The 22,970-nt window shown below is 59.7% G+C and carries 25 protein-coding genes; 21 read left to right on the top strand and 4 right to left on the bottom strand.

Going from position 1 to position 22,970, the window contains the following annotated elements:
* The first annotated feature begins 63 nt into the window (after positions 1-63).
* The 9 genes from E3E12_RS08100 (at position 64) to E3E12_RS08140 (ending at position 7,790) form a co-directional block, all read left to right on the top strand.
* Positions 64-654: a DUF2612 domain-containing protein gene (locus tag E3E12_RS08100; RefSeq protein WP_141443843.1), complete on the top strand. Its 591-nt coding sequence runs from the start codon at positions 64-66 to the stop codon at positions 652-654.
* A gap of 73 nt (positions 655-727) precedes the next feature.
* Positions 728-4,237 carry a glycine-rich domain-containing protein gene (locus E3E12_RS08105; RefSeq protein WP_141443844.1) on the top strand — a complete coding sequence of 1,170 codons (3,510 nt, stop codon included), beginning with the start codon at positions 728-730 and terminating at the stop codon, positions 4,235-4,237.
* A gap of 83 nt (positions 4,238-4,320) precedes the next feature.
* A complete protein-coding gene (locus E3E12_RS08110; RefSeq protein WP_141443845.1) occupies positions 4,321-4,653 on the top strand; it encodes a hypothetical protein in 333 nt (110 codons plus the stop codon).
* A gap of 84 nt (positions 4,654-4,737) precedes the next feature.
* A complete protein-coding gene (locus tag E3E12_RS08115; protein WP_141443846.1) occupies positions 4,738-5,007 on the top strand; it encodes a hypothetical protein in 270 nt (89 codons plus the stop codon).
* A gap of 97 nt (positions 5,008-5,104) precedes the next feature.
* Positions 5,105-5,644 (top strand): lysozyme, encoded by a 540-nt coding sequence (locus tag E3E12_RS08120; RefSeq protein ID WP_141443847.1) that lies wholly within the window; start codon positions 5,105-5,107, stop codon positions 5,642-5,644.
* Positions 5,645-5,792: 148 nt separating this feature from the next.
* Positions 5,793-6,089, top strand: coding sequence for a hypothetical protein (locus tag E3E12_RS08125; protein ID WP_141443848.1), 297 nt, complete (start codon positions 5,793-5,795; stop codon positions 6,087-6,089).
* Between the two features lie 35 nt (positions 6,090-6,124).
* Positions 6,125-6,400, top strand: coding sequence for a hypothetical protein (locus tag E3E12_RS08130; protein ID WP_141443849.1), 276 nt, complete (start codon positions 6,125-6,127; stop codon positions 6,398-6,400).
* Entirely contained in the window at positions 6,401-6,667 is a 267-nt protein-coding gene (locus tag E3E12_RS08135) for a hypothetical protein (RefSeq protein WP_141443850.1), read from the top strand.
* Positions 6,668-6,839: 172 nt separating this feature from the next.
* Entirely contained in the window at positions 6,840-7,790 is a 951-nt protein-coding gene (locus E3E12_RS08140) for a phosphoribosyltransferase (protein WP_168194424.1), read from the top strand.
* Positions 7,791-7,970: 180 nt separating this feature from the next.
* On the opposite strand, the gene glk is transcribed toward E3E12_RS08140, so the two are convergent.
* The gene (gene glk / locus E3E12_RS08145) at positions 7,971-8,963 is read right to left on the bottom strand and encodes a glucokinase (RefSeq protein ID WP_240810496.1); all 993 of its coding nucleotides are present in this window, start codon (positions 8,961-8,963) and stop codon (positions 7,971-7,973) included.
* Between the two features lie 383 nt (positions 8,964-9,346).
* A complete protein-coding gene (locus E3E12_RS08150; RefSeq protein ID WP_141443853.1) occupies positions 9,347-10,156 on the bottom strand; it encodes an SDR family NAD(P)-dependent oxidoreductase in 810 nt (269 codons plus the stop codon).
* A 294-nt stretch (positions 10,157-10,450) separates the two neighbouring features.
* Here E3E12_RS08150 and E3E12_RS08155 point away from each other — a divergent pair, with 294 nt between their 5' ends.
* The 9 genes from E3E12_RS08155 (at position 10,451) to E3E12_RS08190 (ending at position 18,347) form a co-directional block, all read left to right on the top strand.
* Positions 10,451-11,629: a hypothetical protein gene (locus tag E3E12_RS08155; protein ID WP_240810497.1), complete on the top strand. Its 1,179-nt coding sequence runs from the start codon at positions 10,451-10,453 to the stop codon at positions 11,627-11,629.
* 118 nt (positions 11,630-11,747) lie between these two features.
* Positions 11,748-12,323, top strand: a complete 576-nt coding sequence (locus E3E12_RS08160; protein ID WP_141443855.1) for a hypothetical protein — start codon at positions 11,748-11,750, stop codon at positions 12,321-12,323.
* A 601-nt stretch (positions 12,324-12,924) separates the two neighbouring features.
* Positions 12,925-13,869, top strand: coding sequence for a hypothetical protein (locus tag E3E12_RS08165; RefSeq protein WP_141443856.1), 945 nt, complete (start codon positions 12,925-12,927; stop codon positions 13,867-13,869).
* 30 nt (positions 13,870-13,899) lie between these two features.
* On the top strand, positions 13,900-15,483 hold the full coding sequence (locus E3E12_RS08170; RefSeq protein WP_141443857.1) for a hypothetical protein: 1,584 nt from the start codon (positions 13,900-13,902) through the stop codon (positions 15,481-15,483).
* A gap of 81 nt (positions 15,484-15,564) precedes the next feature.
* Positions 15,565-16,011 (top strand): hypothetical protein, encoded by a 447-nt coding sequence (locus E3E12_RS08175; protein ID WP_141443858.1) that lies wholly within the window; start codon positions 15,565-15,567, stop codon positions 16,009-16,011.
* Positions 16,011-16,610, top strand: coding sequence for a hypothetical protein (locus E3E12_RS08180; protein WP_141443859.1), 600 nt, complete (start codon positions 16,011-16,013; stop codon positions 16,608-16,610). Before E3E12_RS08175 ends, E3E12_RS08180 begins: the two co-directional genes overlap by 1 nt.
* On the top strand, positions 16,607-16,729 hold the full coding sequence (locus tag E3E12_RS09115) for a hypothetical protein (protein WP_286206888.1): 123 nt from the start codon (positions 16,607-16,609) through the stop codon (positions 16,727-16,729). Before E3E12_RS08180 ends, E3E12_RS09115 begins: the two co-directional genes overlap by 4 nt.
* A gap of 74 nt (positions 16,730-16,803) precedes the next feature.
* Entirely contained in the window at positions 16,804-17,955 is a 1,152-nt protein-coding gene (locus tag E3E12_RS08185) for a hypothetical protein (protein ID WP_141443860.1), read from the top strand.
* A gap of 53 nt (positions 17,956-18,008) precedes the next feature.
* The gene (locus tag E3E12_RS08190; RefSeq protein ID WP_240810498.1) at positions 18,009-18,347 is read left to right on the top strand and encodes a hypothetical protein; all 339 of its coding nucleotides are present in this window, start codon (positions 18,009-18,011) and stop codon (positions 18,345-18,347) included.
* 493 nt (positions 18,348-18,840) lie between these two features.
* Here the strand turns inward: E3E12_RS08190 and E3E12_RS08195 are convergent, their stop codons facing one another.
* Positions 18,841-19,140, bottom strand: coding sequence for a hypothetical protein (locus E3E12_RS08195; RefSeq protein ID WP_141443861.1), 300 nt, complete (start codon positions 19,138-19,140; stop codon positions 18,841-18,843).
* A gap of 89 nt (positions 19,141-19,229) precedes the next feature.
* Between E3E12_RS08195 and E3E12_RS08200 the strand changes: the two genes are divergently transcribed.
* Positions 19,230-19,955, top strand: a complete 726-nt coding sequence (locus tag E3E12_RS08200; protein ID WP_141443862.1) for a hypothetical protein — start codon at positions 19,230-19,232, stop codon at positions 19,953-19,955.
* Between the two features lie 30 nt (positions 19,956-19,985).
* Here the strand turns inward: E3E12_RS08200 and E3E12_RS08205 are convergent, their stop codons facing one another.
* The gene (locus E3E12_RS08205) at positions 19,986-20,495 is read right to left on the bottom strand and encodes a 5-fold beta-flower protein (protein WP_141443863.1); all 510 of its coding nucleotides are present in this window, start codon (positions 20,493-20,495) and stop codon (positions 19,986-19,988) included.
* A 584-nt stretch (positions 20,496-21,079) separates the two neighbouring features.
* On the opposite strand from E3E12_RS08205, the gene E3E12_RS08210 reads away from it, so the two are divergent.
* On the top strand, positions 21,080-22,204 hold the full coding sequence (locus E3E12_RS08210; RefSeq protein WP_141443864.1) for a hypothetical protein: 1,125 nt from the start codon (positions 21,080-21,082) through the stop codon (positions 22,202-22,204).
* A 42-nt stretch (positions 22,205-22,246) separates the two neighbouring features.
* Positions 22,247-22,885, top strand: a complete 639-nt coding sequence (locus tag E3E12_RS08215) for a hypothetical protein (RefSeq protein ID WP_141443865.1) — start codon at positions 22,247-22,249, stop codon at positions 22,883-22,885.
* Positions 22,886-22,970 lie beyond the last annotated feature (85 nt).

A 22,970-nucleotide genomic window follows, 5' to 3' on the forward strand; every position in this document is an offset into this window, starting at 1 on the left:
CCCGCGCGGCACCCATACCCAATCCAAACCCAAAACGACCAAAACAGAACAAAGGAGGGCACCATGGAGGACATCAGGCCGACCATCCTCGCCCAATACGCCAACAGCCCAGCCCTGGTGGGCATCCTGGCGCGCTTCAACGCGGCAGCTGACCCGCGCCTCCTGTTGGAGATGTGGTTCCAACATGTGTGGGACCCCAGCACGGCGACCGGCTGGGGGTTGGACGTATGGGGGCGCATCGTTGGCGTTTCCCGCGTTCTCAAAACGCCTTCAACGGGGTTTTGGGGTTTTGAGCAAGGCGATGACGGATCGGGCACGTCACTGCCCTTCGATGAAGGCATTTTCTACACAGGACAGCCCACGACTGGGAACTACCGCCTGACGGATGAGGCCTTCAGGCGTCTGGTCTTCGCCAAGGCTGCAGCCAATATTTGCGGCGGCTCCACAGCTGACATCAACCGCGTTCTCATGCTGCTGTTTGGCGGCGCTGGTAAGCGGATTTGGGTGGAGGACGGCCAGGATATGACCATGACGGTCCGCTACGCGTGGCGGATTTCAGCGTTGGACGCAGCCTTGCTTGAAAATGCTGGCGTTCTGCCGCGCCCCTCAGGTGTGGCGCTTAGCTTCGCTTACACGCCAGACACCACAAATTGAGACAAGCAAACCTTAGATAACCAAGCCTCTAACCAAGATTTAGAGATTTAGACACTACTAGGGAGAAACACCCATGAAAGCATCCACACTCGGCCCAACCTTTACGCAGGGTTGGGCCTACAACCCCGATTTAAACACTGTGCGCGCCATTCCTGAAAGCGCACCTGGGGACAAAGGGGCAGCCAGCCTGGAAAAGGGCTTCCCCGAAGCCACCATGACCCCCGTTGGCGCTGGCGGCGAACCGCCCAATGGCGCTGACATGAACGGTGCCTTGCGCTTGTTGAGCCTTGGCATCCGCCAAGGGGAGGCGCGCCCCATCCCCCCCTGGGACGGTAACCTGGCCAATGCCATTGGCGGCTACCCCCAAGGCGCCTGCGTGATGGCGGATCTGGGCGGACAGTGGTCCGTGCTGGTTTCGCTGCGCGATGACAACCTGGCCCAGCCCACAGACACCGGCAGCTGGCAGAACCTCACCGCAAGCTGCCAGCCCAAGGGTTTCTACGTGCCCACCGGGGGCGCTGATGATGGCCTCAACAGGCCCGTCACCTTCATGGGGGTGGACGACAGGCACGGGCAGCTCTGGTTCAACGCGGATGGCCTGATGGGCCAGTTCCTCGTCACAGGTAATTACGGCCTGGATAACTACTCCTTCCGCTGCGTTGGCCTCAAAAGCCAGTACCAGGACCCCAACACGCGCAGCCAGCCTGCCGGGCTGGAGTATTTTGACGAAAACGGCCTGGCCACGCTCGCCATCGCCAAGCCTTATGCAGACGCCATCTACGCCACGCAGGCCGCGCTGAATGCCGAAATTAACCGCGCTGAGGCCAGCGAAGGCACGAAGGTCTCCGGCACGGAGGGCATGGTGAATGGTGATGGGCGCGGCATTGGCCTGCACACTAACGGCAGCACCAACCACCCCATTTATGGTGACGACAAGAACGGATGGCGCGACCTAGCGCTGGTGGCGGACCTGGCAGGCTACCAACCTAAAGGCAATTACGTGCCAAATGTTGGCGCTGATGATGGGCAGAACCGCCCCATCACCCTGATGGGGGTTGATGACGCCGTGGGCCAGCTGTGGTTCCAGACCACAGGCCAGGGCGGCCTTCACTTGGTGGCTGGCGACAGCGGCACTGGCGGTGACTTGACCGTCAAGGCCCTGGTGTTTGGCCGGGACAACCTGGCGCTGCCAACCGCCATCGCGCGTGACGGAACGCGTGTTGAAATGGCCCTGCGCAGCGATTTGGTTAACGAGATCAACGCGCGCCAATCCGCTGACAGCGCTGAGAGGACGCGTGCGCAGAATGTGGAGGCCACGCTGCTTTCCGGCACAGCTGGCCTGGTCTCCGGGGATGTGCAGGGCATCGGCATCCACACCCAGGGGGGATCCAACCAACCGCTTTATGGCGACATCGCCAATGGTTGGCGCGCGCTGGCGCTTGAAAGCGACCTGGCAGGCTACCAACCCAAAGGCAATTATGTGCCGAGTGTTGGCGCTGATGACGGGCAGAACGGCCCCATCACCATGATGGGCGTGGCTGACGGCACAGGGCAGCTGTGGTTCAACACCGCCAAGGCCAGCAATGTGCGCCTGGTGGCGGGCAACCAGTTCACAGACGCGTTCTCCCTGCCAGTTCACGCCATCAAGAGCCAATACCTCGACACAGATAGGAAGCAGCCGGCAGGCTTGGAATATATCGATGAAAATGGCCTGTTCATGCTGGCCATTTCCAAAGCCTATGCTGATGGTTTATATGCCACGCAATCAGCCCTGACAGCGGAGATTAATCGTGCCCAAGGCGTGGAAGCGACCCTGCTTTCCGGCACAGCTGGCCGTGGCCCTAACGATCCAAGCGGGTTAGCGCTGCACACCAACGCAGGCACTGGCCGCCCCAATTACTGGGACAGTACTGGCGGCAAGGGCGACCTGGCCTACTATACGGACGTGAGCGCTGAGGCCGCTGCGCGCATGGCTGCCGACAACGCCGAAACCACCCGCGCCCAAGGGGTGGAAGCCACGCTGCTTTCCGGCACGTCTGGCATGGCATCAGGAGATGTGCAGGGCATAGGCATCCACACCCAGGGGGGGTCCAACCAGCCGCTTTATGGCGACATCACCAATGGTTGGCGCGCGCTGGCGCTTGAAAGCGACCTGGCGCGCTACCAGCCCAAAGGCAATTACGTGCCGAGTGTTGGCGCTGATGACGGGCAGAACGGCCCCATCACCATGATGGGCGTGGCTGACGGCACAGGGCAGCTGTGGTTCAACACCGCCAAGACCAGCAATGTACGCTTGGTGGCTGGCAACCAGTTCACAGACGCGTTCTCCCTGCCAGTTCACGCCATCAAGAGCCAATACCTCGATACAGATAGGAAGCAGCCAGCAGGTTTGGAATATATCGATGAAAATGGCCTTTTCATGCTGGCCCTCTCCAAAGCCTATGCTGATGGTTTATATGCCTCCATCCCTTCACTGGTGGCGGAGACCAACCGTGCCCAACAGGTTGAGGCCACCATGCTTTCCGGCACTTTTGGCATGGGTCCCAATGACAATGCTGGTGTTGGCATCCACACCAGCAGCGTAAGTGGGCGGCCAACCTACTGGGACAAATCTGGCAACAAAGGTGATTTGGCCTATTTCGCTGAAGTGAGCGCAGAAGCTGCCGCGCGTGTTGCCGCCGACAACGCGGAAACCGCCCGCGCGCAAGGGGTGGAGGCCACGCTGCTCTCCGGCAGGGCTGGAATGGCTTCAGGGGACGTGCAGGGCATCGGCATCCACACCAACAGCAGTTCAGGCCACCCCACCTATGGCGATGTCAGCAACGGCTGGCGTGACCTGGCGCTGGTCACTGACGTCACCTCTGAGGCCAGTGCCCGCCAAAGCGCCGATAGCGCCCTGGGTGGCCGCGTCGATGGTGAGGTGACGGCGCGGCAGAACGCCGACAATGCCTTGCACAGCGGCATCAACCAAGCTTTGAGGGTGGTGCGGGCCAAACCCCTGACCGTGACGGCAGACGGCACCTTTACCGTTCAGCAAGGCGTTGGCGGCGCCATTGTGGAGCTTGTCGGTGGCGGCGGCGCCGGTGGCAGCAACGACAACGGCTCTGGCGCAGGTGGTGGTGGCGGCGCTTACGTGCGCGCTTACCTGCCCCTGGCTGCAGGGCAGCAGTTCAGCGTCAGCATAGGCAAAGGCAGCAGCCCAGGCGCCCATGGCGGCGACACGCGCCTGACGCTGAACGGCAACGGGCAGTGGCTGGTGGCTGGCGGCGGCGAATGCGCCCACAGCGGGGATGGTGCCTCCGCTGGCGGCGTTGGGGGCTCCGTCAGCATGGGGGGCGGGTTTGATGGCGCCAACATCATCGTGACCTCAAATGGCAATGATGGTGCTGACGGCAAAGGCGTCGTCAACGGTCATGGCAACGGCGCCCCTGGCCCCTGGGGTGGCGCTGGGCGCGCTGGCAATGGCAATGGCTACAACGCTGAAGGCCCCGGCGCTGGCGGTGGTGGCGCTTATGCCGCTGGCGTTGGCGGCGTTGGGCAGGACGGCATCGCCATTATCACCTGGCTGCCCGCCGACCTTTAAGGGCCAGCTCCCAGGCGCTCCAACCCAAACACCCTGTTTAACCAAGCAACTCTTTAACCAAGTAACTCAATCAAGGATTCATCATGAGCAACCCTCAGAACAACACACAGTCCAGCGTAACCCTTTACACAAATGTGCAGTGGAAAGGCGCTGGCCGTTACATCAATTTCCGCTGCCCGCAAAGCGGTTGGCAGGTTGTGGGCTATGTCCTGCAGGCCTGCACATTTGAAAAGGAGGAAGATGTCTACGATTTCGAAGGCTCTGCCTGGGTGCCTGACTTTGACGGTCACTACCATTATGAGGACGTCTTCCCAGGCCCTTACCCAGATGGCAGCCATTCCCCCCATTACGATCCCACCACCGGCACCTGGCCCAAAGGCTACGACCCTCACAACCCCTGGGCCATGGCATCGTGATGGCTAAGGCATCACCACCCACCAAGCTGCGGCGCCACCAGGTGCTGCGGCTTTTTTTGCACCTGAGCTTGAAAGGGGCTTGCCATGACATCCTGGCCTTCCATGCCCCCTGATGACGGGCAGCCTGTCACCAACCACACGCTGCGCCTTCACCTCAGCGCCCTTCAGGAACGTATTGATGCGCGCGGCGCCGACACCAAACGCTTGGAGGACAAGATCGACCGCTTGTGTGACGGCATCCAGCGCCTTTCCTCGTTGCGCGCCTGGGTGACGGGCGGCGCCAGCGCCATGGGGGCTGGCATTGCTTACTCCCTCATTCACTACGTCCAAACCGGCGGCAAGCTGCTGCCGTGAGCTCACCTTATCAACGGCCACCGTTCCGACAGTAGTCGTTGCCATTCCCCCATCCTTTTCAGGAGGCCGCCTTTGCGCAAGCAGGGCGGTTTTTTTTATGCTCCCTCCCCCTGAAAACGACTTGCGCCCAGCAGTAGTGCAGGCTTGCGCGCTTGCACGCCAGTTCGAAGGTTTCCGTAGTCACCCTTACAAGGACAGCGGCGGTGTTTGGACCATTGGCTATGGCTTCACGCATTTGCCTGCTGGCAGCTCTGCCCCACGCCCCCTTGGTACCACAAATCAAGGCAGGCAGGTGCCAGTCACGGCAGCCACGCCGCCCCTCACACCAGCTCAGGCAGACCCCATCCTTCACACCATGATGGGGGGGATTGCCCATCAGATTTGGCATGAAAGCGCAGGCAAGCTGCAGGACTCAGCCCTGGCGGCTCTGGCTGACTTTGCCTTCAACATGGGCCTTCACGCCCTTCTGCATTCAACGCTGTGGCGCTTGCTGATGGCTGGCCATGAAAGCCAGGCCCGTGCCCAGCTGGGGCGGTGGGTGCATGGTAAAGGCAGCGCCAAGCCCCTGCCTGGGTTGGTGCGCCGCCGCGCTGCTGAAGCCGCCCTGTGGGCTGGCCAGCCAAGCACCGCCCACTAGAGCTTTACGTAAGCTGTCCTTCCTTCTCCCCCAGACCAACAGCGTTTCAACATGGTTTCTGATAACAACCCAACCCGCTCTGCCCAGCAGGCCATCAGAAACCAGAAGCGCCACACCAAAATTTTACGGACTTAACGGAAAACACCCCATGACCACTTCACACCGCTTCGCCCCCCTTCTGCTTTGGCTGCAGGAACCAACAACGCAAATCGCGCTTGGCCTGATTGTGGGCGCCTTGGTGGGGGATTGGCGTGGCGCGCTGGACGCTGACACGGCCTCTGCTTTGGTGGCTGGCGCTCTGCCCCTTCTGCTGCGCAGCCAACCTCAGGAAACACCAGACCAAGCCCAGCAGCGCGCTGCCCTTCTGCAGCTTCTGGTTCAGGCAGCCCCAGCCACCATGGCCGCCCTGCACCGCGATGGTCCTTCAAAACTACCCCTTAAGTAAACCACCCCAACCAAACCCTGTGAAAGGACAAGACCATGGGCGCTTTCATCGCAGGCCTGGCTACGCTGGGCAGCCTCAAATCCATCACCGCCTTCCTAGTCGCCGCTGGCTCCCTCCTGCTGGGGTTGGTGGCTGGCTGGCATAGCGCCGTACGCTTTGGCGTGCTTAAGCAGCAAGCGACTGATACCAGCGCAGCCCTTGAACAAGCCAAGAAAGTCCAGGCCCAAAGTGCCGCCATGGCGCAGGCGGAGGCCTCAGGCCCCCACAGCAAAGAGACCCTGCTGGCTGACCTCGACAAAGGGGGGGCTTAAATGTCCAGCCATGGTGCGTATCTGCAAGGGGGCGCCATCGCCCTGGTGCTGCTGGCGTTCCTGCTTTGCGTTAGCGGGTGCACAGCAACAGTGCCTGTGCCAGCGCCCTGCGCGTCCTTCCCAGCCACCATCCCCTACAGCCCTGCTGAGGAAGCAGCCCTTGCGCAGGAGCTGCGCCAAGGGACTTGCGGCCCCCACTGCACAGAATGGCTTGCTGATTACACCCGCCTGCGCGCCACCCTTAAAGCCGCCCACCAGGACCCTTGATAATGAAAGTTCTATAAACACTTGGAATAGATTAATGACACGTTTATAATGCAAGATGACTAGGTGCAGAAAATAATTTTAATTTCCTGCAGGTTCGAATAATCCAGATCCTGGAGGGGCAGTGAACAATATAACGCGAATTCCGTGGTCTTCACATGACTTGTCAGTGCATGTGCATTCACCTTATGGCTGCATTAATCATAATGGTAATTTATATGCTAATGACATTCACCTAAATAAAATTAAGAATTTTAGGGAGGATAATCAAGGAATAAAGGCCTTCGACTTAAAAAACATCGTAAATTTGGCAGAGTCTTTTGTTTATCGTTACTTACGTGAAGAAATATTAGAAGATATCTATGACATTATACTTTCAGGGTCTCAACCTATTTATGTGATATCCCCTGTTAAACCTTCATATCCTCGTGGCAATATACTTGCGTATACATTTGCTGCCGTGCTGGCGCGTGAGTTAGATGTAAAAATTGGCAAAGGTATTTACCAAGCTCCCCGCTCGTTTAAACGTGATAAAAAAAAAGATTTTTTTGAACGTTTGGCTCATCCTGTTAACTTTTTTGATGAAGCTCAAGGAGAGGGGGAAGGTATTATCCCCGGAGCCAATTACATAATTGCTGATGATGTGCTGACTTATGGCGGAACATTGGCTGGCCTACATACCCATGTCACACAATATGGCGGTCATGTGCTAGGCTGCACCACCTTGGCAGGGAACCGTAGTGATGCTAACCATTCAGAATGCAGGAGGCACAACCAAAGGTTTAGGGAGTTCGAGAGATCCAAGAAAAAAGGTTGGATGGAAAGCTGTTATAAAGACGGTGTTCTGGGCCAGCCGCCAGGTGTGTTTCCACTAGCTATTACCCAAGGTTCTAAACAAGAGCTCTTGTCAAGGGCTTATGAGGGGCTAGCACAATGCCTACAGGAAGAGTTGGGGTTTGGTGTTGAAAGTCTGACTGAACGCGAAGCACAACGTATCCTTAAGGAGTTTCATGATTATGAAATCCAATTTCAAAGACGACCAGAATCCCGGCAGAAAAGTTCCTTCACGCGAAAAGATGCTGTGGACATTTTCCGAGAAAGAATTATTCGTGCAAAAGGCGCGTGAAATGGAAGATCTTGTGATTGTCCATGTTTCAAAGCAACCAAAGCGGTTTGCTATTGGCAGCAAATATATTAAGCGTTGCGCTTAAGAAGCCTTTTAAGAAAGATCCTATAAAAACCAGCTTCCCTCTCTTTAGAGGGAAGCTGGTTTTTGTATCCATGCTCTGGCTTACCCCTTGTGACCTCAGCCTGGTTTGTGGCTGCAGCAGCCATCAGCGTAAGCGGCGGCAGCGCCAAACAGGCCAGGGTCGTGGGTGGTGACGATCTTCACCGGCAGGTCTTGCATCCTACCCTGGAAGCGCCCCTTGGCGCTGAAGCGCTGCGCAAATCCTGAACGCGGCAGATGGCCAGCCAGCCTTGCCCCCACACCGCCAGCGATGATGACGGCGCTTGCGCCATGCGCCAGCGCCATATCGCCAGCAAAGGAGCCCAGGCTGAGGCAGAAGCGCTCCAGAGCGCGGGCTGCCAATTCGTCCTCGCCGTTCATGGCGGCCATCCAGAGGGCTTTGTTGTCGTGTATGGTGGTGGGGCGCCCTTCCAAATGGGCCAGGGCTTCGTAAAGGGCGCTCAGCCCCATGCCTGAAATCAGCCGTTCCACGGAGACACGCTTGAGGCGCTTGCGCATGAAGTGGTGGATGGCCTCCTCCACCTCATCAAGGGGGGCGTAGTCGATGTGGCTGCCTTCAGTTTCAAGGATGGTGTAATCCTGCCCGCCAGAACGCAGAATGCAGGCCACGCCAAGACCCGTCCCTGGCCCCACGATGGTGATGGCGCCTGAATCAGGCATGGCGCGGTCTGGCCCGCACAAAGGCACCAGTTCCGTAGTCTGGGCTTGAGCGATGGCATGGCCCACAGCGCCGAAATCATTGATGAGGGTGAGGTCATCCACCTCCAGCTCCTGGCGGAGGGCGTCTGGGCGAATGACCCAAGGCATGTTGGTCATTTTCAGCACCTGCCCGCTGACGGGGCAGGCCACGGCAATGCCAGCCGCGCGCGGCAACCTGCGCCCAAGGGAGCGCCCATAGGCGCGCCAAGCATGGCTGAGAGAGGGGAAGTCAGCGCAGTTGAAAACTTCTACAGCATCCAGGCGCTGAACACGGCCATTGCGAACGGTGGCCAATCCAAAACGCGCGTGGGTGCCGCCGATGTCTGCAGCGACAATCTCTTTCTCTCTCACGCCTTCATCACTCCCACTAACGCCCTTGGCAACATAGGGGCCACTGAAAGCGGCAATGTGCCCCATCCCAAAGACTTTGCCCACCCCTGGGCGTTGCGGCCAACCACAGCTGTGTGAATTCAGCCATGCCAGCCCATGTTGACCTCTGCTGCGGGGGATTTGCCAGCCCTCCCCCAAGCACGGCAGGCTTGATGCCTGCAAGTTGGGGTTTTTTAAGGGCAACCATGAAGTATTTCTTAACAAAAAGGCCCTCATCACCCGTTTTGGGGCGAAAAAGGGCCTTTTTTGATCACTGAACAACCACCCATAACCCAATGACCAAAGCGCCTATCAGCCCTAGCAAGGGCTGGAGGTATCAGGTCAACATCAATGTACTGGGGTTTTTAGTGCGTTGAGGGGTGCTGCATCACGTCAAGCTTGCGCAGGACGAAATGCACAAAGGGGCGCGGCAGGATGGCTTCTACAAAGCGCGTCAGCTGGAAGGCCCAGGGGAACACCAAGGTGGCGCGGCCCTGGTCAATGGCGCGCTTGATTTTACGCGCAGCCACCGGCACGGGCACCAGCAAGGGCTGGTCGCCTTCAAGGCGTTGGCTCATGGGGGTGTCGATGAAGCCAGGGGCAATCAGCGTCACCGCCACATTGTGGGGGTGGAGGGCGGCATGAAGCGCCGTACTGAAACGCCCCAGCCCCGCTTTGGAGCCAGCATAGACAGTGGCCAGCGGCAAATCATGGAAAGAGGCTACAGAACCAAGGAACGCGATGCGCCCATAGCCCCGGCGCGCCATGCGCTCGCCTGCTTCGCAACCCAGCGCCACGGGGGTGGTGAAGTTGACCTGGCTCATGGCGATGGCCTGTTCGGCTGGTTCGGTCAACGCGCCTTCTGGGCGGATGTCAGCCAGGCCAGCGGAATTGATGAGGACATCCACCGGGCGTTCACTGTCAGCGCGGATGAAGGCCTCCACCGCCGCTTCAGGATTGGTGAGGTCAACCACCACCCCTTCTGCCAGCGCCCCTTTGGCGCGGCAGGCTTCAGCTGTTTTCTGCAGGCGTTCCTGGTTGCGCCCCCAAAGGGTGATGGCCACGCCGGGGCGGGCGTAAAGTTCAGCCAAGGCAGCCCCGATGCCGCTTGAACCACCAGTGATGAGGATGTGGTGGCGCACGTCTTTCCCAGAAGGGGATGTAGTTTCTGTCATGATGATATGCCTTCACACAGGGGGAGGGGGCCGGATTGTGGTTTGGGGTGGGACCCAGGCCGTTGCAGTCTAGCCAGGGCGCGCCCTTCAGCACGGCTTGTAACACACAGGCTTATAGCATGGGTGGGGCGGTATGGGTGGGAAATGGCGCGCCAACTGCCCATGCCAGGCATGGCCATAAGGGCTGGCTGGGGCGCTTCGGGGGTGGTTTTTCAGGCTTTTAGCGCCCCTTTTCCCCTTACCCACTGGCCTGAAGGGCGGTGAGCGCCTATAGCCTTAATTATGCATCGCAATGTGACCCCTACCGGCGTGCCTGCCGGCACTGATCACCCCCTTGAGGTTCGCCCCGTCACCAGCAAGCGTGACCTCAAACGCTTCATCACGCTGCCCCGCCAGATTTACGCTGGGCTGGAGGGCTTTGTCGCGCCGTTCGACATTGAGCAATCTAGTTTGCTCCACCCCAAGCGCGCAGCCATTTTCCAGCATGCTGACATTCAGTATTTCCTGGCCTGGCGCGGCGGCAAAGCTGTGGGGCGCATTGCCGCCATCATGGACAGCGTGGCCATCCAGCATTGGCAGGGGCCCATTGGCCAGTTCGGCGCCCTGGACTGCTTGCCTGAACAAGCCGTGGTGGATTCTTTGCTGAACGCTGCGGAAAAGTGGCTGCGCGCGCGCGGTGCCACCACCATGCGCGGCCCCTACACGCTGAGCTGCAACGGGGAGACGGGCATCATGGTGGAAGGCCAGCTGGCCCCCCCCACCCTTGCCATGCCTTGGCACCCCAAAGGCCTTGGTGACTGCTTGGAGCGGGCGGGCTTCACCAAAACCAAGGACCTGCTGAGCTACCGCCTGGATCTGACGCCTGATTTACAGGAACGCTTCAAGACGCCTGGCCAAATCAAAATGGGCGAGGGGCGCTTCCGCGACATCACCACAAGGCCCATGGTCAAGAAGGAGATCGTCACCCAGGCTGAAACGCTGCGCCAGCTTTACAATGATGCCTGGAGCCAGAAGGACAACTTCATCCCCCTGCAGTCGCATGAGATGGCGGCGCTGATGAAGCAGATCTCCCCCCTTCTTAAGCCTGAGCACTACGTGCAGATCGACCGCAAGGGGGAGCCGCTGGCCATGGCGCTGGTACTGCCTAACCTTCATGACATCACGGGCGATCTCAACGGCGACCCTTCGCCGCTGGGGTGGGTGAAGTTCGGCTACCGGATGATGCGCCACCGCTTCACCTCGGCACGGGTGACGTTGCTTGGCGTTTCTCACAAGGTGCGCGGCACCATGCTGGGGGCGCTTCTGCCTTCGCTGGCCATTATGGAACTCATCAAGCGCGCTGACAGGATGCCTTATAAATGGGTGGAGCTGGGCTGGATCCAGGAAGATGACAGCGGGATGCGCAACCTGGCTGAATCGCTTGTGCCCAAAGCCCATAAGTGCCACCGCGTTTACGAAAAGCCCCTAGACTGAACATGCCCCAGGCGGGGCGCGCCATCTCCATCCCCAGGGGGCTGGCCAGAGTCCAGAAGGCTTGCCCCCACCCCTGCGTTAGCCCTGTTGCAGCCAGCAACAAGGGGGGAGAAAACCCATGGGCAAGCGCAAAACAGCACTATCTGCAAGTGGCGAACGCACCACTAAAACCGAACGCGCCCTCAAAGCACTGGGCGCCAGCAGCCTTCAGGAGGAAGCCGCGGGCTGGTTCCTGCGCGCCTGGGCCTGGTCGCAGGATGGCTACCGCGACCCGCTGCCAGCCACAGCAACGCCGCGCTTGGTCAGAATGGCTGACGGCAGCGCTGAGTATGTGCGCGCTGACGATATCATCCTCAACCTTGACCGCGCCCAGACATGGCGCACCCTTCGTGGGTTCGCCACCACCAAAGGCCGTGAAGCCTGGGATGTGATGACCATGCTCCTGGTGCGGCAATGGAACTTCACTGCCATTGGCCAGCATTACCGCCCTGAACTGCAGCAGCGCATGGCGCGCAACGTTGGCAAGTTGCTGTGCCAGAACGCTTTGACCTTGCTGGCAGCCTGGCGTGGTGAGGTGGCGCGCCAAAGGGCAGCCAGGCCCAAGGCTAGCCATGTTGGCGCGCAGCTGCGCCAGGGCGTTCATCCAGCCCTTTATGCCAAGCCGCACCGCCACAGCAATGTGGCTTATAGCTGAGGTGCCTTAATAAGCATCAGTGAGGGATCCCAGTAATTAACGGATAAAAGCCATCACAGCCCCTTTAGGGGCTGTTTTGGTTTGGTTGCCCATTATGAGGGGAATCAGTCCAAGTAAATGTGGAATTTTCACCCCAGAAAAAGGGAAAATTCCCTTAAGGATGGCGACATTTATTGGACTGAGGGACGGTCATTCAAATAATCATTGACGTTTTTGCCGTCCTATGTTTACCTATAACCACGCTGAGAGAGATGCGGCCAGGGGAAACCTCCTGCCTTTTTATGCTCAAGCAGCGTTCCCATTGTGTGACATGTGATGTAGGCCGTCCCCCTTCGCTGGGTGGGCGGCTTTTTTAACAGTGCGCCCAGGCGGGGCGGTAACGCCCCAGCTTAAGGGGCAGCATGACAGCCCCCAAACCATTCCACCCAGCAAAGCTTCAACGCGCCACGCCGCCACCTTGTGCCCTTTAGGCAGGGCCCTTCCTTTGAAGGGCCTTCTGCTGCCCAACCAGGACTGCCTTGGTTGGTGATGAAGAGGCGCGCAGGTGGCGGGTAGTGCTGGCGATGCGCAGATCCGCACAAACAGAAAGGACTGGGCCTGAATGACACTTTCTACTGAACCTACCCAGGCTTCTGAATCCACCCAGGATGGCGCACCGCCCACCCAGAACATTACCTTCCGCCAGTACCGCCGCATGGTACTGCCGTTGGATGGCCATGTTTTCTGGGTGGCGACAGGCACCACCCAAACGCTTGCCGCCACACTCAACGCTGCCACCAGCGCTGTGCAGACGGCGCAGGAAACGGCCAGCCCCACGGCGCTCACCCTCACCATCAACGCTTCTGACGACCTCAAGCCCTTTACGGCCAGGGCGCAGGGGCTTTTATGGGTGGGCACATGGCAGGGGCAGGACTTCGCCATCAGCAATGCCAGTACAAGCGACCTCAACGCTGGCTCTGTCCTCTACAGCGGGCAGACCATCACGGCGCCTTTTGCTGCCCAATTTGTTGATGACGCCAGCCAGCTGGACAACAAGGCGCTTCTCACCAGCAGTTGCCTGCCAGCGTTCCTGGCCATGCCAAGCCAGCCTACACCACTGACCAAATCCTGCCCATGGCCAGAGGGGGTGCCGGTTTTCCCCAGCTTCGCTGTGCCTGATGACCAGCCCACCCCCTACATCGCTGTGTGCTGCAGGCCCAAAACGCTGGCGCCTGTCAGCATGGCGCCCAGCCATGACGCCGCCAGCAAGACATCAAGCCAAATCGTGCGGGAGGGAGTGCGCCTCACCCTCATGGGGTTGGACAACCAGCAAGCCTGCCAAGTGCGCGATTACGTGCGCCAGTGGGCGCTGGGCCATGACAGCGTTCTTGGCGTGGTCAACAGCCCCGTCATCCGTGACAGGCCGCAGAAAAACCCCGCCACCGCCACGCAGGCTGTGCGCAAGACCATTGATTTTACCGTGATGTACCCCCAGCGCGCCATGGCCGACATCGCCATGGGCCTGATCAAGGCTGCCGCAGCCACCCTCACGCGCGCTTCATCCTAAGCGCCCTTCCGTTACCAGTCAGGAAAAACCATGCCCCAGATTGTCCAGATCACTGAGCGCGTCATCCGTGACGCCCGCCCTGACCTGCTTCAGCAGAAAGGTGCCCTCGTTTCGCTGGGCGCCACCGCCATTCCCCTTGGCCAGAGCGCTTTCTGCACAAGCGTTGCTGATGTCCAGGCCTTGATTGAGACCGCAGGCCCTGAAGTTCAGGCTTTTTATAATCAGGGTGACGCAGCCCCAACCCTGCGCGGCCAGGCCGCCAAGGGGGACGCCCGCCACCTGGCTGACCCACCCGTGGTGGGTGGCAGCCAGCCAACTGGCCTGCCCTTCACCATCAAGGACGTGGTCTTTACTAACACAGACGCCATCGCCAAGGGTGCCGCCACAGCCACGCTGGCCATCAAGGACATCGCTACCCTGCCAGCCAACTTCATCCCTGGCAGCTTGGCCTTTACCAATCTGCGCCAGCAGGGCAACGCCATGGCCGGCGCCACCATTGCTGTTGGCACTGATGACGGCAAAACGCTGACGCTGAACGTCACGTTCCCTTCAGGAGGGGCGCCTGCTGACATCGCAGCCCAGAGCGCCTGGGAAGTGGACATCGCTGGCCAGAGCGAGTTCGACAACAGCCAGGCTGTGGCCGACCTGCTTTCAGCAGCGCGCAGCTGGTTTGCCAACGCCAATGCCGGCGTTTGGGTGGTGGAGTTGGGCCCCGCCCAGCCTACCAATATGGGCAGCCTGTTCCAGGCATGGCTGGCCCAGAACCCGCTTGCCTTCTATGGCTACGTGCTGCCGCGCGGCGCTGCCAATGACGCCACGATGATGCCCGTGTTTGAAGACAACGCCAAGGACAACAGCCGCGTGTTTTTCTTCATGTGTGGTGATCCTGGCAACTACACAGGCCTGATCCAGAACGACCTTGGGCTGAAATCCGTGTTCTACGGCGCTGAATATGTTGGCGCTTCTGTTGCCCCCGGCACCACCGCCGCTGACCAGAACCAGGAGAACCTGGCTGCTGCTGTGTGCGCGCAGTTCCTTTCAGCGCGCCCAAGCTCTGTTAACCAGCTGGCGCCGATGAGCTTCCGCCAGCTTGTGGGCATCACCCCCTGGCCAGAGGCCGGCAACGCCGCCACTTTCGCGCGTTTCCAGCGCGACAATGTGGGCTTTGGTGGCCTTTCCAACACCCTTGGCACCATCCTGTTCTGGGGCACCTTCATGAATGGTGATGACATGGGCAGCTGGTATGGCGCCGACTGGACAGCCATCAACCTGGGCAGCGCCCTGACCAACGCCATTATCAGCGGCAGCCAGCCCGCCATGGGCGCCAGGCCGCTTTTCTATGACCAGACAGGCATCAACCGTTTGGAAGGCGTGGCCCAGGTCACCCTGCAGCGTGCCAGCGCCTATGGCTGCATCCTGCCCGTGTTTGAGCTGAGCGCTGTGAGCTTCAACGATTACGTCACCGCCCAGCCGCAGGATTTTGAGGCAGGCGTCTACAACGGCCTGGCTGCCACCATCACCCCGGCCCGCGGCTTCCTGAAGCTGACGGTGGGGCTGGATGTGGACTTCACGGGGCAGAGCGCCGTGACCACCACCCTGACCAACGCCGCCTGACCCTTCAAACCCCGAAGGGCCAGCAGGCCTGCCCCCTAAGGCAGGCCAACCACGCCCCCAACACCAACAGGAAACCACATCATGGCATCCAACCCCAACACCAACCAGGGCATGCTCAACCGCCTGCGTGGCAGCGTGACCTTTCCTGAAGCGCCGCATCTGGACGTCACCTCAGATTTTTTGACGCCAGACGGCATCAAGGTCAGCTACACAAGCAACGTGGCCGACCGCTTGGAAACCATGACGGGCACCGTCTCCTGCCCCCATGCCAAGCAGAGCGTGAAGGTGGAGATCCACCTCAACCGCGCCCTGGCCATCGCCAACGTCTACCAGAAGCAGATTGCCAAGGACGCTTCCGTTGGGTTGATGGTCATCCAGTCTGATAGTCCCGTCCTGGATGACATCAAGGTACAGAACGCCTCCATCACCAAATGTTCTGATGAAGCCAACAATGGCTCCCAGGTGGATTGGGCGGTGACGCTTGAAGGCTACATCATCGTCAACGCCGACCTGTGGACGGCCGCCTGATGGCTGTCCGCCCCCACCCCACCAGCCAGGGGCAGGGCGGCGCTGGGCCTTTGGGCACCATGCGCCTTGATGAGCGCCTGAACCTTGTTCTCCCCCTGGAGGGGGGGCGGGGCTTCGTTCATTGCCAGCCCCTGGACCGCGACGTTTTCCGCCACAACTGGCGCCTGTTCGCTGAAACCTGGAGCATGATGGAGAACGACAACCTCTCCATCACCGCCGCTGGCGCCGTGGCCGCCATGGCCATGGAGGAGCGCGCCCAGGCCCTGGGCTGCGAGGAGCAGCACGCCGCCATCATGGCTGAGATCGGCCGCACGGCCCGCCTGATCGCCCCAGGGCCTGAAGGCTACGCGCCCTTGCCCCTGGCGACTGCTGAAAAGCGCGGCCTGCTGCCAGCTGACGAGGCTGACGAGGTGCGCAACGCCCTGGTTTTTTTTACTGTTTCATCAGCGGTTCAGCCCCGTGCCAGGCAGATGAGGACCTTTCAACTGCTGTGCTTGTGCAGGGCTGCGGAGAGTACCTCATTGGGTGTTACGGCCTTCGCCGCCTCCTTGCCGACATCGACCGAGGACGTGCGTTCTGGCGTGACGGCGGCGGCGTGATCGCGGCCGCCTTTGACTGGATGGCTGGGGAGGGCTTCGCCCAAGGCCCCCTGGGCCAGGCTGGCTGGGCTGACGCCGCCCAGTTCCGCAACCGCCATATCCTCAACCTGGTTGGCTGAAAACATCCATCCACCCAGCCCCGACCCTGTTTCCAAACCTTGTTTTATTGTTTTCCATAAGGGGGAGAGAACCCATGCGCATTCTTGCCGCCGCAGCACCACAGACCCCTTTCCCAGAGGGTGGGCTGGCTTCCAACGCCCCTTTGGGGGAGGATTTTACATCCTGGATGGGCCATGTTGGCGCTACCCTCCAAAACCCCAGTCTGGGCACTGCAAATTTGGGCCCCGTCAGCCTTGGCCAGGGTTTGGCTGGGCTGGAAAATGGGGGGTTGGCGGAGTTGGGCCTGGTGGGCGCCAGCCTGCAGGCACTGGCTGTGGAAGGGGTGGGCAGGTTCACGGCGGCCGTGCGCCAGCAGCTGCGCGCCGTGCTGCCCGTTGCCAAAGACGCCTCCCAGGGTGGCACTGCGCTGGCGGTGTTCCCCCTTTTAGGCACCCTTTCGAAGGGGGAGGCCCCCAAAGCCACCCTTCCTCAGGGCTTCCCTGCCCCCAACGCACGCACGCAAGGCACGGCTGGGCAGCGCCCGGCCCTGGCTGCAGCGCTGCCTGGGGCAAGCAATCCCTTGCGCTTTGAAGGGCCGGCGCGCCGCCATGGCGTTGCCCCAGCCAGCCCTCAACAGCTGACTGTGCCGCAGCCACTGTTTTTGGACATGAATCTGCAGCCCAAAACTGCGGCATCCTTCAGGAAGCGTGACCTGTGCCTATGCCCCGTGCCCCTTCGCGGCAAAACGCCACGCCAAGGGGGGGGGACTGGCATGGTGGAAAAACCACAGAACAGCCCCTTGGAACGGGGTGGCCTGGCTGCCCTCCAACCCCAACCTGGCCCCAAGGCACCAAGCCACCCTTCTGCCTTTGCCAGTGTCGCCAGCACTCCCAAACCATCCCGCAAGCGGGAAGGCCAACCCAACCAGGCTGCCATGCAAAGCGCACTGAAAACCATGATGGCCCCCTTCATGGCGCAGGCGGCCGCCCGCGCGGCGGAGGCTGTGGGGGTTGCCATCACCCGCCTGCAGCGCAGCGCCAAGGCACCCAGCGCCACGCAGCCCGGCTGGCGTGGCGGGTGGATGCAAGGCATCACCCCGCGCACGCCTTCCAGCGGCGCCAATCAAACCCAGCAGGCCAGCCCAACGCCAACCCAGGCCGCGCCAACGCCCAGCCTGGGCAACATGGCGCCCTTCATGGGCAACCAGCTTGCCACCATCGCCCGCCAGGCCGCCCTTGGCCTGTGAACCAACCAGGCCCGTGCCAGCCCAGGGCGCCAACCAACCAGGGGGACAACCCGATGGCCCAACCAAACACCCTCCACGCCAGCAACAACGGCTCAGCCTTGGGCACGGGGCGTTCAACTATCATCACCATTTATTTTGAGCCTTCCCAATACACCGCACCCCCTTTCCAGTTCAGCTGCGCGCTGGCTGAAGATAACATGACGGTTTCCATCACCTGGAACGCGGCTGCGGGGCGCTGGTACTTCCGCCTGCAGGATGGTTCTTTTGAGACGCTTCTCTACCGCCCGCTGATTGCAAGCCCGGTTGATTACGACTTCAACCTAGTGGCTGGCCTCAGCGCCAGCAGCATTGTGTTCCGCGAAGCCACGCAGATGTTCGAGATCACCCCCTGAGACAGCAATAACGCCGACCCCAACAAATAAAGTCCACAAAAATGTGGGCGAACGCACACCAAGCGACACGAAGCGAAAACCAGGTACGCCCACCTGGTTGGTGCTTCCACAGGCCCATGGTTTGTGCCACACACCCGCAAATGTTTCCGTGGCAAACAAATCATGTTGGCCTTCCCAACAATTGCTGTGACTTTCACGAACAATGGTGGGCATGTCTTGGTCCCAAGGTCAGGAATAGCAAGGCCACCACCATGGTGTCAGCCAGACTTTAAGTAAGGGTGCAAAGGAATGTCATGTGTGCTTCACAAACAATTGTTCGGCCCACAAACATTCACGAGGAGGGGAGTTTAAGGTGAAGAGAAACCAAGCTGGCCAAGCCCCCCTTCCAATCCCAGCCAGGTGCCGTGGGGTACAGGGCGGCCATCTGGCGCCAAGTAATGGATGGCTTCTGCCCTAATGGTCAGCAGCCTTTCCCATGCTTGAAGGGGAAGGATCATTCTCCCAAATGGATGTCCAAGTCTGGCCAAAGTTCTTTCCGAAAGATTAAAATGGCCGCCATTTCATCAGCAAGAGTCAGCTTGCCAGGCTGACCAGAAGAATTGGGGAAAACTTTAATCATACCCAGGTTAACGCCATTGTTATAAATGGTGCCATCAGGATTTATCTTCCCTAGATTAACGCCATTGTTATAAAATTCTGCACCTGTTTCCGTAGCCTGGGCCGTGGGTGTCAGAGCCAATGCAGTAAACCCCAAAAGGCCACATGCCACCATTTGTTTGAAATATTTTGTCATCAAGAACCTCTGATCCACTTTGCATTCATTAACTTCCAGCACTGAGTGCTTGGAATAAATGTCTCAACATTACCACCAAGGAAGCTGTCATGGCCAACTTTTTGAACCAACTGGGGCGCGACACCCTCAAAACCGCTTATGAAGCCTGCCCCATCCTGCTGACAGGCGGCGTGGCGGAGAGAATGGGGGGCATTGTGCCCATCATCCTCTACACGGAGGCCGTTGGCCTGCTGAACGGCCTGGTGGCAGGCGCCTTGGTTGATGACGTTCGCATGCCAGATTTCGACAACCTCTGGTGCACTTGGATGCCTGTAAGTGGCTCATCAACACTTATTAGTTATACTCTGCCAACGGATTCTTATGACCCGTCTTCTGTAAGTGCTGATGGATCTAGCAGTCTTTATGGCATAAGTAACTTGTTAAAAGTGTCCATGCTAATGATCTGCCCAGCGCGTGGTCCTGGTTCCATGTTGACGAAACTAGCCACGCTTCAGGCTTTACAGTCTATTCTTTACAGACATTGTTATTTGGGTGGCATGTTTACAGTCATTACACCTGGACAGATTTATACGGACATGGTGTTACAAACTGTCACAGATGCCACCCCTGCAACAGCTCCCAATTCCCCTGGTCCTAATTCAATGTACAAATTTGAATTTGTACAGCCAAGTCGTCCTTCTACTCTTAAGAAGAGTGACAAAACTGGCTCTCTTGTTAAGGCAACCCAATACGAAATGCTTAATGATGGCACGTGGGGATTCAGTGCTGGACCAGAGATCTTTGATGGTTTGAATTGGCTTAACTTGTTGAATTGATAAGGCATCTCTAAATATTTAGAGATATCTTCACAATTTCATGTTCAATGAAGGCCATAGCTGTTTTTGGAAAAACATAATGGCAGCCATTTTATCAGCATTGGTTAACAAACTGTGAGGTCCATTGGGGCTGATTGTTCCTATGATATTGCCTGAATTCTCGTAAATGCGGCCATTGGGGCTAATTGTTCCTATGATGTTGCCTGAATTCTCGTAAATGCGGCCATTGGGGCTAATTGTTCCTATGATATTGCCTGAATTCTCGTAAATGCGGCCATTGGGGCTAATTGTTCCTATGATGTTGCCTGAATTCCCGTAAATGCGGCCATTGGGACTGATTGTTCTTATGATGTTGCCTGAATTCCCGTAAATGCGGCCATTGGGGCTGATTGTTCCTATGATGTTGCCTGAATTCTCGTAAATTACAGCTCCACACTCCTGTGCCCAGGCGGTGGGGGGCAAGGTGAGGGCGGTGAATGAAAGGGCAGCAAAGCAGGCCAGGGCCAGCTTCTTGAAGGGGTATGGTTTCTGGAGGTTCATGGTGCGGTCAACCTAAAGGTGAGGGTCTTATGATCTGGCGCTTTATTGAGCGTTCATCAGGTTAGTGGCGTCACTCCGCTTTGGCCAGGAAGCCCCTGTTTGTTCGCCATGCACTGAAAGTCACTGCCATACATAAATCTACACATAAATAATGTGTTGATGTTTGTTGTGCTGTGTAGTGCTGTTTGCGTTGGCCCTGCAAACAATTGTTTCACCCACAAACATCATGTGGTTGTCACAAACATTAATTGTCATCACCACACAAAGGAAGGGCCTTGGTTATGGACCCGCCCACCAAAAGTCGCGCCCATGGCCTTGGCGCCATGTTGGCAACCACGCGCCAGGCCCCCGCAAGGGGCGGCATGACCACAGGCCCTCAGCAGCCTGGGCGCGCATGGATTTTCCATCCCAGCCCTGGGCGTTTGACCCTGGCCGGGGACTGAGGGGGCAAGCCCCCATCCCAGCCTGCCCGAAACAGCAAAGCCAACTCAACCAGTCCAACCAGCACGGCGCCCTTGGGGCGCCGTTTCTGTCGCCCCACACCCCACCAATCCCCAGCCCTTGCCCAGATTAGGGAGAACCCCATGCGCTACTACGACCTGACCATAGAGAATGACGGTCCAGGGGCCAGCCTGGCCTCTGGCGCCAGCCAGATGGTGCGCACCCTCCAGCCCAGCGCCACAATGCCAGCCGTCCAGCAGCGCCGCACGGCCCAGGCCAGGAAGCCCCTGCTGCGCTATGGCAGCTACGTGCGGCGCGGGCTGGGGGAAGTCACCCTGGGCGGCCCCAATGATGAGTTCGACCCAGGGGCGCTGGACATCGCCTTCACCCTTGGCAGCATGGACCAGGCGGTCTCCGCCGCCACCAAGGTCACCCTCCATGGGGTGGGGGCTGAAACGGTGCAGCGGGCCGCGCGCCTGGAAGGCAAGTTCGTGACGCTGCGCGGGGGCATGGGGCGTGGCCTGCCGCATTCAGACCCCAAAACGGCAGGGCTGCTGTTGCGCGGCGTCATCATCACCGCCACGGGCAAGGCGGAGGGCACGGCGCAGTACCTGGAGCTTTACATCAACCCCATTCTGGAACCGCCCGCCAGCACCGCCATCACGGCCAGGGCGCGCAAGGGCACGTCCCTGCAGGGGGCGCTGGCCATGGGGCTGGGCCAGGCGTACGGCAAGGTGCGGGGTTACAAGCCCCCCACCTTCCTGGTGGCCAAGGATGTGGAAACAACCATGGACGTGACGGTGACGGGCAGGAAGATCTCCGAGTTCGCCAAACAAATGGCCAGGGCCTGCCGGAACGAGGGGGTGGCCCCCTGGACCCTGTACAACATGCCTGACGGCAGCTTCCTGGTGACGGACGGCGCCAAGGCCCAGCCACACCCCGTGCGCACCATCAAGCCTGACGTGCTGCTGGGGCGCCCCACCATGGCCGGCCCTGGACAGATGAACTTCACCACGGCCTTGCGGGCGGACATTGCCCTCAACGACCTTGTCCTGCTGGCGGGGGGTGGCGCTGCGGAAACCGTCAACCAGGGAACGGTCCTCAAGGCCTTCACGGGGAACCCGCAGCCCTGCGGCCGCCACAGCAACGCCCTGGCGGGGCAATGGATGGTGGTTGGGGTGGAGCACGTGGGCCACTTCCGCAGCACGGACGGCATGCAATGGGCCAGCACCTTCACCTGCAGGCGCGCGCCACCCAGCGCCCACTAACAACGCCGCGCCTGAAGCCACCACCGCAAAGGGAAAACCACCATGAGCAACCCCTCTCCCGCCACATGGCTGCAGAACATGGCGCGCAAGCAGGCCAGGCTTGTGCAGTCGGAGCAAGGGCAGGCGCTGCCTGCCTCCATCGTCAGCATGTCTGGGCAGATCGCCACGGTGAAGATCGAGGTGCAGAGCCAAACCCCTTGGCCCTTGCTGGAAGTGCCCATCGCCACCAGCCCCTATGACGCCATCCCCCTGCAGAAGGGGGATGTGGGCTGGCTTGCGCCTGTTACATTCTCCATCGCCGCCCTGGCTGGGCTTGGCACCATGCCAGCGCGTGTGGAGTGCCCAGCGCCCAACATGAGCGCCTATGTGTTCGTGCCATTCTCCAGCGCGGCCTGGCCCCAGCCAGACCCGGACGCCCGCACGCTTGCAGGCCGCAAGCGCGTCATCATCCAAAGCCACGCCAAGGGCAAGGCAAGCGTTGTGGTGGATGACGACCATATCACCCTCCAGTGCGACAAAAGCAGCGTTGAGGTCACGCCATCCACCATCACCCTCAACGCTGGTGGCAAGGAGGTTGTGGTCAGCGCTTCTGGCGTCACTCTCGATGGCATCGACTTCAAAAGCCACACCCATGAAAGCGGCCAGCCAGGCCAGCCCACAGGCCCAGCCCAGGCGGGCTGAACCTGGCAGGACGGCCCAGGCCAGCACCACGGGGGCGGCACAGTGCCCAGGCCTTCACAGCTACCCAAACAGCACTGGCCCCCAA

This window comes from Formicincola oecophyllae (assembly GCF_006542395.2).
In the GTDB taxonomy this organism is placed as follows: domain Bacteria; phylum Pseudomonadota; class Alphaproteobacteria; order Acetobacterales; family Acetobacteraceae; genus Formicincola; species Formicincola oecophyllae.

Bases quoted from the DNA above. Each gene is read 5' to 3' on its own strand.
- E3E12_RS08100 (WP_141443843.1), top strand. From the start codon at position 64: ATGGAGGACATCAGGCCGACCATCCTCGCCCAATACGCCAACAGCCCA.
- E3E12_RS08105 (WP_141443844.1), top strand. From the start codon at position 728: ATGAAAGCATCCACACTCGGCCCAACCTTTACGCAGGGTTGGGCCTAC.
- E3E12_RS08110 (WP_141443845.1), top strand. From the start codon at position 4,321: ATGAGCAACCCTCAGAACAACACACAGTCCAGCGTAACCCTTTACACA.
- E3E12_RS08115 (WP_141443846.1), top strand. From the start codon at position 4,738: ATGACATCCTGGCCTTCCATGCCCCCTGATGACGGGCAGCCTGTCACC.
- E3E12_RS08120 (WP_141443847.1), top strand. From the start codon at position 5,105: ATGCTCCCTCCCCCTGAAAACGACTTGCGCCCAGCAGTAGTGCAGGCT.
- E3E12_RS08125 (WP_141443848.1), top strand. From the start codon at position 5,793: ATGACCACTTCACACCGCTTCGCCCCCCTTCTGCTTTGGCTGCAGGAA.
- E3E12_RS08130 (WP_141443849.1), top strand. From the start codon at position 6,125: ATGGGCGCTTTCATCGCAGGCCTGGCTACGCTGGGCAGCCTCAAATCC.
- E3E12_RS08135 (WP_141443850.1), top strand. From the start codon at position 6,401: ATGTCCAGCCATGGTGCGTATCTGCAAGGGGGCGCCATCGCCCTGGTG.
- E3E12_RS08150 (WP_141443853.1), bottom strand. From the start codon at position 10,156: ATGACAGAAACTACATCCCCTTCTGGGAAAGACGTGCGCCACCACATC.
- E3E12_RS08160 (WP_141443855.1), top strand. From the start codon at position 11,748: ATGGGCAAGCGCAAAACAGCACTATCTGCAAGTGGCGAACGCACCACT.
- E3E12_RS08165 (WP_141443856.1), top strand. From the start codon at position 12,925: ATGACACTTTCTACTGAACCTACCCAGGCTTCTGAATCCACCCAGGAT.
- E3E12_RS08170 (WP_141443857.1), top strand. From the start codon at position 13,900: ATGCCCCAGATTGTCCAGATCACTGAGCGCGTCATCCGTGACGCCCGC.
- E3E12_RS08175 (WP_141443858.1), top strand. From the start codon at position 15,565: ATGGCATCCAACCCCAACACCAACCAGGGCATGCTCAACCGCCTGCGT.
- E3E12_RS08180 (WP_141443859.1), top strand. From the start codon at position 16,011: ATGGCTGTCCGCCCCCACCCCACCAGCCAGGGGCAGGGCGGCGCTGGG.
- E3E12_RS08185 (WP_141443860.1), top strand. From the start codon at position 16,804: ATGCGCATTCTTGCCGCCGCAGCACCACAGACCCCTTTCCCAGAGGGT.
- E3E12_RS08190 (WP_240810498.1), top strand. From the start codon at position 18,009: ATGGCCCAACCAAACACCCTCCACGCCAGCAACAACGGCTCAGCCTTG.
- E3E12_RS08195 (WP_141443861.1), bottom strand. From the start codon at position 19,140: ATGACAAAATATTTCAAACAAATGGTGGCATGTGGCCTTTTGGGGTTT.
- E3E12_RS08200 (WP_141443862.1), top strand. From the start codon at position 19,230: ATGGCCAACTTTTTGAACCAACTGGGGCGCGACACCCTCAAAACCGCT.
- E3E12_RS08205 (WP_141443863.1), bottom strand. From the start codon at position 20,495: ATGAACCTCCAGAAACCATACCCCTTCAAGAAGCTGGCCCTGGCCTGC.
- E3E12_RS08210 (WP_141443864.1), top strand. From the start codon at position 21,080: ATGCGCTACTACGACCTGACCATAGAGAATGACGGTCCAGGGGCCAGC.
- E3E12_RS08215 (WP_141443865.1), top strand. From the start codon at position 22,247: ATGAGCAACCCCTCTCCCGCCACATGGCTGCAGAACATGGCGCGCAAG.